This is a genomic window from Cytobacillus sp. SAFR-174 (assembly GCF_051964675.1).
GTDB lineage: Bacteria > Bacillota > Bacilli > Bacillales > Cytobacillaceae > Cytobacillus.
Genome location: NZ_JBQCMZ010000023.1, coordinates 60,825 through 68,071 on the forward strand (window position 1 = coordinate 60,825; position 7,247 = coordinate 68,071).

Below are 7,247 nucleotides of genomic sequence, written 5' to 3' on the forward strand. Positions count from 1 at the left end.
GCCCACAGGAAGTGGGTCACAAAGACGTTGCCACAGGATGTGGCGTTTTTAGTCTTTGTTCTTCGGGTCTTACTGCCCGTTAGACTGCGATAAAAAGGCTGACAAAACAGCAATGGGAGGTGCTGCAAGTGATTCGAGGGGTGAGGGGAGCCGTCACCGTAGGTAAGAATTGTGAAGCTGAGATATTAGAAGCGACTGAGCTGCTGATCAGGCAAATGATTCAGGAGAATAAGATTTTATCTGAAGATGTAGCTTCTGTCTTTATATCCGTTACGGAAGAATTAACAGCAGCCTTTCCCGCAAAGGCAATGCGTTCAATAGAAGGCTGGACATATGTTCCTGTCATGTGCATGAAAGAAATTCCTGTTGAAGGATCACTCCCTAATTGTATCCGGGTAATGATGCATGTGAATACAGATGCACCTCAGCAGAATATCCGCCATATTTATTTGCGTGGAGCCATCAAGCTTCGGCCAGATCTAAATACCAGGAACTCTTCTTAATGGAGAGTTTTGTGATAATATAGGAGCAGATCAACAACGCTTTAATACGATAATTAGTGAAAGCGATAAAAAAAGAGGTGGATTTGAATGAAATGGAAGGAACAGCTGTTGAATTTAACTCCTTACCAGCCGGGAAAATCAATTGATCAAGTAAAAAAGGAATATGGACTGAATCAAATAGTTAAGCTTGCTTCAAATGAGAATCCTTTTGGATGCTCTGAAAAAGTTCTTTTTACGATGAATCAGTCGCCATCATTTTTTGCCCTGTATCCCGATGGTTATGCTTCTGAGCTGCGGTCGGTTTTGGCTGGGCACTTAAGCATACAGGAAGACCAGCTGATTTTTGGCAATGGTTCGGATGAAATTATTCAAATGATTTCCAGAGCTTTATTAAGTCCGGAAACCAATACTGTTATGGCGGCGCCAACATTTCCGCAATATAGGCATAATGCTGTGGTAGAAGGTGCGGAAATCAGGGAAATTCCACTGGTTGAAGGTGAGCATGACCTTGATGGAATGCTGGCTGCCATCGATGAAAAAACTGCTGTAGTTTGGGTGTGCAGTCCAAACAATCCGACAGGGAACTATATTAATGAGTCTGCATTGCTTTCATTTCTGAAAAAGGTGCCTCAAGATATATTGGTTGTCCTTGATGAAGCTTATTATGAATATGTTACAGCAGAGGATTACTGCAATTCATTGGATTTAATCGGGAATTTTAAAAATTTGATTGTCCTGCGAACGTTCTCTAAAATATATGGATTAGCAAGCCTGCGGGTAGGCTATGGAATTGCGGATCCTCAAACTATCAGAGCTCTGGAACCGGTAAGAGAGCCGTTTAATGTTAATAAGTTTGCTCAGGCTGCCGCTGCTGCAGCCATAGGGGATCAGAATTTCATTGAAGAGTGCAAACAGAAAAATCGCGAAGGGCTGGAACAATTCTATGCTTTCTGTGAAGAGCACGGACTGGGTTATTACCCTTCACAGGGGAATTTTATTTTAATGAACTTTAATGCCGATTCAGATGAAGTATTTCAATTTTTGCTTCAAAAAGGGTATATCGTCCGGTCCGGCAAGGCACTTGGCTTCCAGGGCTATGTCCGTGTCACGGTAGGTTCTAAGGAACAGAATGATGGTGTGCTTGCTGCTATGGATCAATATCTTGCCAAGCAGGCTGCAGCATTGTAAGTAATTTTTTGGTTAGCAGGGGAAAAATACTTTTTTGATATCCATTCAGAGGCATAAGTGTGCCTCTGAATTATTTTTAATAAAGGCGGTGAGAGGATGAGAGGGAAAATCTTTATTATTGGCCTTGGTTTGATCGGAGGTTCTTTGGCCCTGTCAATAAAAAGAAATCATAGTGAAAGCATGATCATTGGCTTTGATGTAAATAAAGAGCAGGGGCGCCTTGCCGAAATGCTGGGGGTCGCAGATGAAATTTCTGCTACTATTGAGGATGGGGCAAGGGACGCAGATTTAATTTTAATAGCTGCACCTGTACAAGAGACTCAAAAAATTATACATATTTTAAAAGAGTGTGAATTGAAAAATAGCGTCATCATTTCGGATGCGGGCAGCACGAAAAAAGAAATTGTCAGCTGCGCAAAGGTACTAAAGGAAAAAGGAATTACATTTATCGGAGGGCATCCAATGGCTGGCTCTCATAAGAGCGGTGTCACTGCAGCAAAAGATTTGCTTTTTGAGAATGCCTTTTATCTGCTCACTCCTGAAGAGCATATTGCTCTGTCAGAGGTTGAAAGGTTAAAGGAATGGCTCTCAGGAACAAAAGCGAAATTTCTTACCATAGCTCCCGATGAACATGATTATATAACCGGGATCGTCAGCCATTTTCCGCATATGATAGCTGCTTCCCTGGTCCATCAGGCAGAAAAGACAAGCCGTTCGCACAAGCTGATTCCACGACTGGCAGCTGGAGGTTTCAGGGATATTACCAGGATTGCCTCCAGCAGCCCTGCTATGTGGAGGGATATTCTTCTTCAGAATAAAGAAGTGCTGCTTAAGTTAATGGAGGATTGGCAGGGAGAAATGGAGATAGTAAAATCAATCCTCAGACAGGAAAACAGCGAGGGCATATTTGAATATTTTTCCCATGCAAAGATGTTCAGGGATGAGCTGCCGCAAAAAGAAAAAGGCGCAATTCCGGCATTTTATGATCTGTTCGTGGATGTACCGGATTACCCTGGTGTTATTTCAGAAATCACTGGATATTTGGCCAAGGAAGAAATCAGCATTACGAATATCCGAATCCTGGAGACAAGGGAAGAAATTTATGGAGTTCTGGTTATAAGCTTTCAAACGGAAGAGGACAGGGATCGGGCAATCAATTGCCTGGAACAGTATACAAGCTATGAAACAACCATCGGTCTATAGAGCGAATTTATTAATCCAGCAAAGGGTGATGATAGATGTTACCGGCAAAATTGAAGTCAAATGTCAAAGGTTTAAGCGGAGAAATAGCGGTACCCGGTGATAAATCCATATCACATCGATCTGTCATGTTTGGGTCTATTGCAAAGGGGAAGACTGCTGTCACTAATTTTCTGCCCGGAGAGGACTGCCTTAGTACGATAGCCTGCTTCCGCAAGCTCGGAGTAACTATTGAGCAGGAAGGCAATAAAGTTACAATTATGGGTCAGGGAATGGATGGATTACAGGAACCGGCTGGTATTCTGGATGTTGGGAATTCAGGTACGACGATACGCCTTATGATGGGGATTCTGGCTGGCCGTCCGTTCCATTCAGTCCTTGTCGGAGATGAATCCATTGCAAAAAGGCCGATGACAAGAGTGACCGCGCCACTAAGTTTATTTGGTGCAAGGATTCATGGCAGGAAGAATGGAGAATTCACCCCCTTATCAGTCATTGGCGGCCCCTTGTCCGGAGTAACATATGAGCTTCCTGTCGCGAGTGCACAGGTTAAATCAGCACTGCTCTTTGCCGGCCTGCAGGCAAGCGGCGAAACAGTCATTATTGAACCTGTGAAGACACGTGATCATACTGAAAGAATGATCACACAATTTGGCGGGGAAGTTGAAGCGGGTGGGCAAACCATTCGGATTAAGGGAGGCCAAACACTGACAGGGACAGAAATTCATGTTCCCGGTGACATATCATCTGCTGCCTTCTTTCTGGCTGCAGGAGCCATTGTGCCTAATAGTGAAATTACATTAAAAAACGTTGGACTGAATCCTACAAGAACCGGCATCCTTGAAGTGCTGCAGCAAATGGGTGCAGATTTCAGCATTGAGCCGTATGAAAATGGATCAGCTGAGCCTGCAGGGGATATTACCATCAGAACATCTAAACTTAGAGGAACAGTTATCGAAGGGGCGCTCATTCCCCGGCTTATCGATGAAATTCCAATTATTGCCCTGCTCGCAACACAAGCAGAGGGAGAAACAGTAATTAAGGATGCGGAGGAACTTAAGGTGAAGGAAACGAATCGCATTGATACGGTTGTCAATGAACTTTCGGTGCTTGGAGCCGTGATTACTGCTACAGAAGATGGAATGGTAATCAGGGGGACATCATCTCTTTCAGGTGGAACTGTCTCAAGTCATGGAGACCATCGCATCGGCATGATGCTGGCAATAGCTGCTGCCATCTCAAAAGGCGAAGTTCACCTTCAGCAGAAAGAAGCGATCTCTGTATCCTATCCGTCGTTTTTTGATCATTTAGATAGCCTTATTTCTGATTGAAATACAATACCTTCATAGAAAAAAGAGCTGTTTCTGCAGCTCTTTTTTCTGTTAAAGCAGTCATATTTATCTTAAAATTTCATAGCTTGTCATAAGACCGTTTAAGAGGGTGGTTTTATGACATATATTATTGAGAATGCAAATCTGCTAAAGGAAGACAAGCTGTTAACAACATCTATGCTGATAAAAAATAATGAGATTTCACTGATGCAGGCTGAAATGAAAAGGTTTCAGTTTACAAGAATGGATGCGGGTGCATTTATTATGTCTGCAGGATATGTGGTTCTGGACACATCTATCCCGCTGGAAATGCCTTTCTCAGAACTCAAAGAGTATTACATCCGGGAGTTCATATTAAAAGGATGTACAGCCTTCCTGACAGCCGTGCCTGTAAAGCATGAATATTCTTTGAAGAGTGATCTTAAAAGCTTTAAGGCAAGTTTATTAAGCAGCCCGATTGATTATATTATTGGTGTGAAAATTCCTGTCCGTCTCCTTACCCCTTCTTTTATGAGAAAATGCAAGAGAGAAAGAGTTCCTATTGTTTTTGTTGAAATACAGGATGCAAAGGAGCTTGAACAAGTTCCATGGGGATGGCTGCGTGAAGCAATGTTTCCTTATAATTGTCCGCTTGCACCTATCTTTGCAGGCAGGAATGAAAAGGAGAAAAGCAGAATAAATACATTATGGGCAAAACTGATGCAGGAAGAGAAAATACCTTCGGTGCCGAATGAACTGATGGAGCACGAGCCTTTATCCAGGTCAGTTCTGTCCAAAGCAGGGATTTACCCTTTAAAAGGGAATATTCATCAGGGCGGGGAAATCAGTTATAATTTATTTGAAAAACCTGAAGAAGGTCTTACCGTTGAAGAATCACAGCTGTTTCATTATCATAGAGATAAACTTGCTGTCACTGTACTGAAGGGAAAAGTGATTAGAGCCGGACAAGAAGTGATTTTTCGTTCAGGTTCCGGAGAGCATGTTAAAATCAGCACACCAGCTTGTTTTAAAATAGCCGATTAGCATTCGAAAGGAATTTAGTATGGATAAAGTAAATAAAATCATTACTCTTTTAGAAAACGGTCATCATGAAGAAGCGTTGGAGAGCTATCAGCAAATACTGCTGGATGGTTCCCATGAAGAAAGGTTCCTGCTGGCAGAAGAACTGTTCCAGTACGGGTTCCTTGAGGAATCAAAAGCCTTATTTGAACGGCTTCTGGAAGCATATCCGGAAGAAGGAGAACTGCTCGTTCTGTTGGCTGAAACACATATTGATCTTGGAAATGAAGAGGAAGCCATCCTTGTCCTTGAAAGAATAAATGAACATGATCCGAGCTTTCCGCAGTCTCTTCTCTTATTAGCAGACCTTTATCAGATGGATGGTCTATTTGAGGTCAGCGAACAAAAGCTCCTGAAAGCAAAAGAAATATTGCCTGATGAGATAATTGTAGATTTTGCCCTGGGTGAACTTTATGCAGAGCAGGGACGGTTCCTGGAAGCAAAGCGGATTTATGAAAATGTTCTCAGGAAAGAGGAAATCATTGCAGGCATAAATGTAAATCAGAGATTGGCGGATATTCTCAGTGCAGGCGGAGCATTTGAAGAAGCCCTCCCATATTACGAAAAAGCGCTTGATGACAAACTGGAGATTAATACCCTTTTCAGTTATGCTTTTACAGCGCTTCAAGCCGGCTTTAACCGGACAGCCATTGAAAAATTGACTGAACTGAAGGAGCTGGATCCCGAGTATCATTCACTGTATTTATACCTTGCTCAGGCATACGAGCGGGAGGAAGAAGCCGCGAGCGGCCTGGAAGCAGTCAAGGAAGGGTTGAAACAGGACGAATTTAACAAAGAATTATTCTTCTATGGAGGGAAGCTTGCCTTGAAAAATGGCAATGAAAAAGAATCCGAAGATATGTTCAGGCAGGCTCTTGCACTGGATCCCGAATATGTCCAGGCAGCCATTCTTTTAAATAAACTTCTCCTCCAGCAGGAAAGATATGAAGATGTAATCGAAATCACTGAAATGCTGAACGAGCTTGAAGAGCCCCAGCTTATATGGGATTCAGCCGTTGCCCTTCAGCATATAGAGGAATATTCAGAGGCATTAAACAAATATCAGCTTGCATATACTTTCTTTAAACAGCAGCCGGATTTTCTTTCAGATTACGGATATTTTTTAGCAGAGGAAGGAAAAAGGGAAGAGGCTGCCGAAATTTTTAATACATTAACCAAACTGGAGCCTGGCAATGAGGAATATCAGGATGTTCTGCAGCGACTCACGGATAATTTTCTTGATTAAAAAAGGCAGTGTCTATCCTTAATGCAGTTTCAGTAAGACCAAATTTGTCTGTAAGCAGAGGAGGGAATCAAAAATGGCGACCCCTGTATCTGTCAACGAGAAGAAAGATTTTATCCGCTGGTTTTTAAACCATTATCAGCTCAAAAGAAGAGAATGTGTTTGGATTCTCAATTATTTAATGAGTCATGACCAGCTTATGGAAAAGGTGCATTTTGTGGAGCAGGCACAGTATTGCCCAAGGGGCCTGATCATGTCGACCCATTGTGTGGATGAAGTTCCTTTTCGCTTTTACAAAGAGAATGTAATGACCACAGATGCGGAGAAGTCCTTCCATGATATCCGCTTAAACAGGGATGAAGAGATTTATATCCAGCTTAATTTCCATGCTTCAAATAAGGCCCATCAGTATGCAGCGGTCATGGAGGAAAATCCCTTTATGCCAAAGACACTTCAGATAAACGAAAAGGATCGGCTGATCGCCGAAAGGTTCCTGACAGAAAGCCTGGAAAAGTTCAGAAGAGAGAAACTCCTTGAACTCATTGATGAAGCATTGGATAAACAGGATAAAAAAGCTTTTAACGTTTTGACTCAGCAGCTGAATAGATTAGAAACTACTTAAGCCTTGCTTTTATATAAGCAGGGCTTTTATTTGTGTGCCAGGCATGTTCATTAACTTGGCGGTGAAAGTCCGCTATGGGCGTTGGGATATGCGAACCATTA

General features: G+C 42.5%; 7 protein-coding genes. All 7 read left to right on the forward strand.

Translation table 11 applies throughout. The annotated features are described in order from the left end of the window. The first annotated feature begins 128 nt into the window (after positions 1-128). The 7 genes from aroH (at position 129) to ACTHRG_RS19785 (ending at position 7,146) form a co-directional block, all read left to right on the forward strand. On the forward strand, positions 129-503 hold the full coding sequence (aroH, locus tag ACTHRG_RS19755; RefSeq protein WP_440231844.1) for a chorismate mutase: 375 nt from the start codon (positions 129-131) through the stop codon (positions 501-503). Positions 504-590: 87 nt separating this feature from the next. Further along, positions 591-1,691: a histidinol-phosphate transaminase gene (gene hisC, locus ACTHRG_RS19760; RefSeq protein WP_440231845.1), complete on the forward strand. Its 1,101-nt coding sequence runs from the start codon at positions 591-593 to the stop codon at positions 1,689-1,691. A 96-nt stretch (positions 1,692-1,787) separates the two neighbouring features. Then, the gene (locus ACTHRG_RS19765) at positions 1,788-2,894 is read left to right on the forward strand and encodes a prephenate dehydrogenase (protein ID WP_440231846.1); all 1,107 of its coding nucleotides are present in this window, start codon (positions 1,788-1,790) and stop codon (positions 2,892-2,894) included. A 35-nt stretch (positions 2,895-2,929) separates the two neighbouring features. Further along, positions 2,930-4,222, forward strand: a complete 1,293-nt coding sequence (gene aroA / locus ACTHRG_RS19770) for a 3-phosphoshikimate 1-carboxyvinyltransferase (RefSeq protein WP_440231847.1) — start codon at positions 2,930-2,932, stop codon at positions 4,220-4,222. A gap of 117 nt (positions 4,223-4,339) precedes the next feature. Beyond that, the gene (locus ACTHRG_RS19775) at positions 4,340-5,245 is read left to right on the forward strand and encodes a hypothetical protein (protein WP_440231848.1); all 906 of its coding nucleotides are present in this window, start codon (positions 4,340-4,342) and stop codon (positions 5,243-5,245) included. Between the two features lie 19 nt (positions 5,246-5,264). Continuing rightward, on the forward strand, positions 5,265-6,527 hold the full coding sequence (locus ACTHRG_RS19780) for a tetratricopeptide repeat protein (protein WP_440231849.1): 1,263 nt from the start codon (positions 5,265-5,267) through the stop codon (positions 6,525-6,527). 73 nt (positions 6,528-6,600) lie between these two features. Beyond that, positions 6,601-7,146, forward strand: a complete 546-nt coding sequence (locus tag ACTHRG_RS19785) for a ReoY family proteolytic degradation factor (RefSeq protein WP_048008181.1) — start codon at positions 6,601-6,603, stop codon at positions 7,144-7,146. The last annotated feature ends 101 nt before the right edge of the window (positions 7,147-7,247 follow it).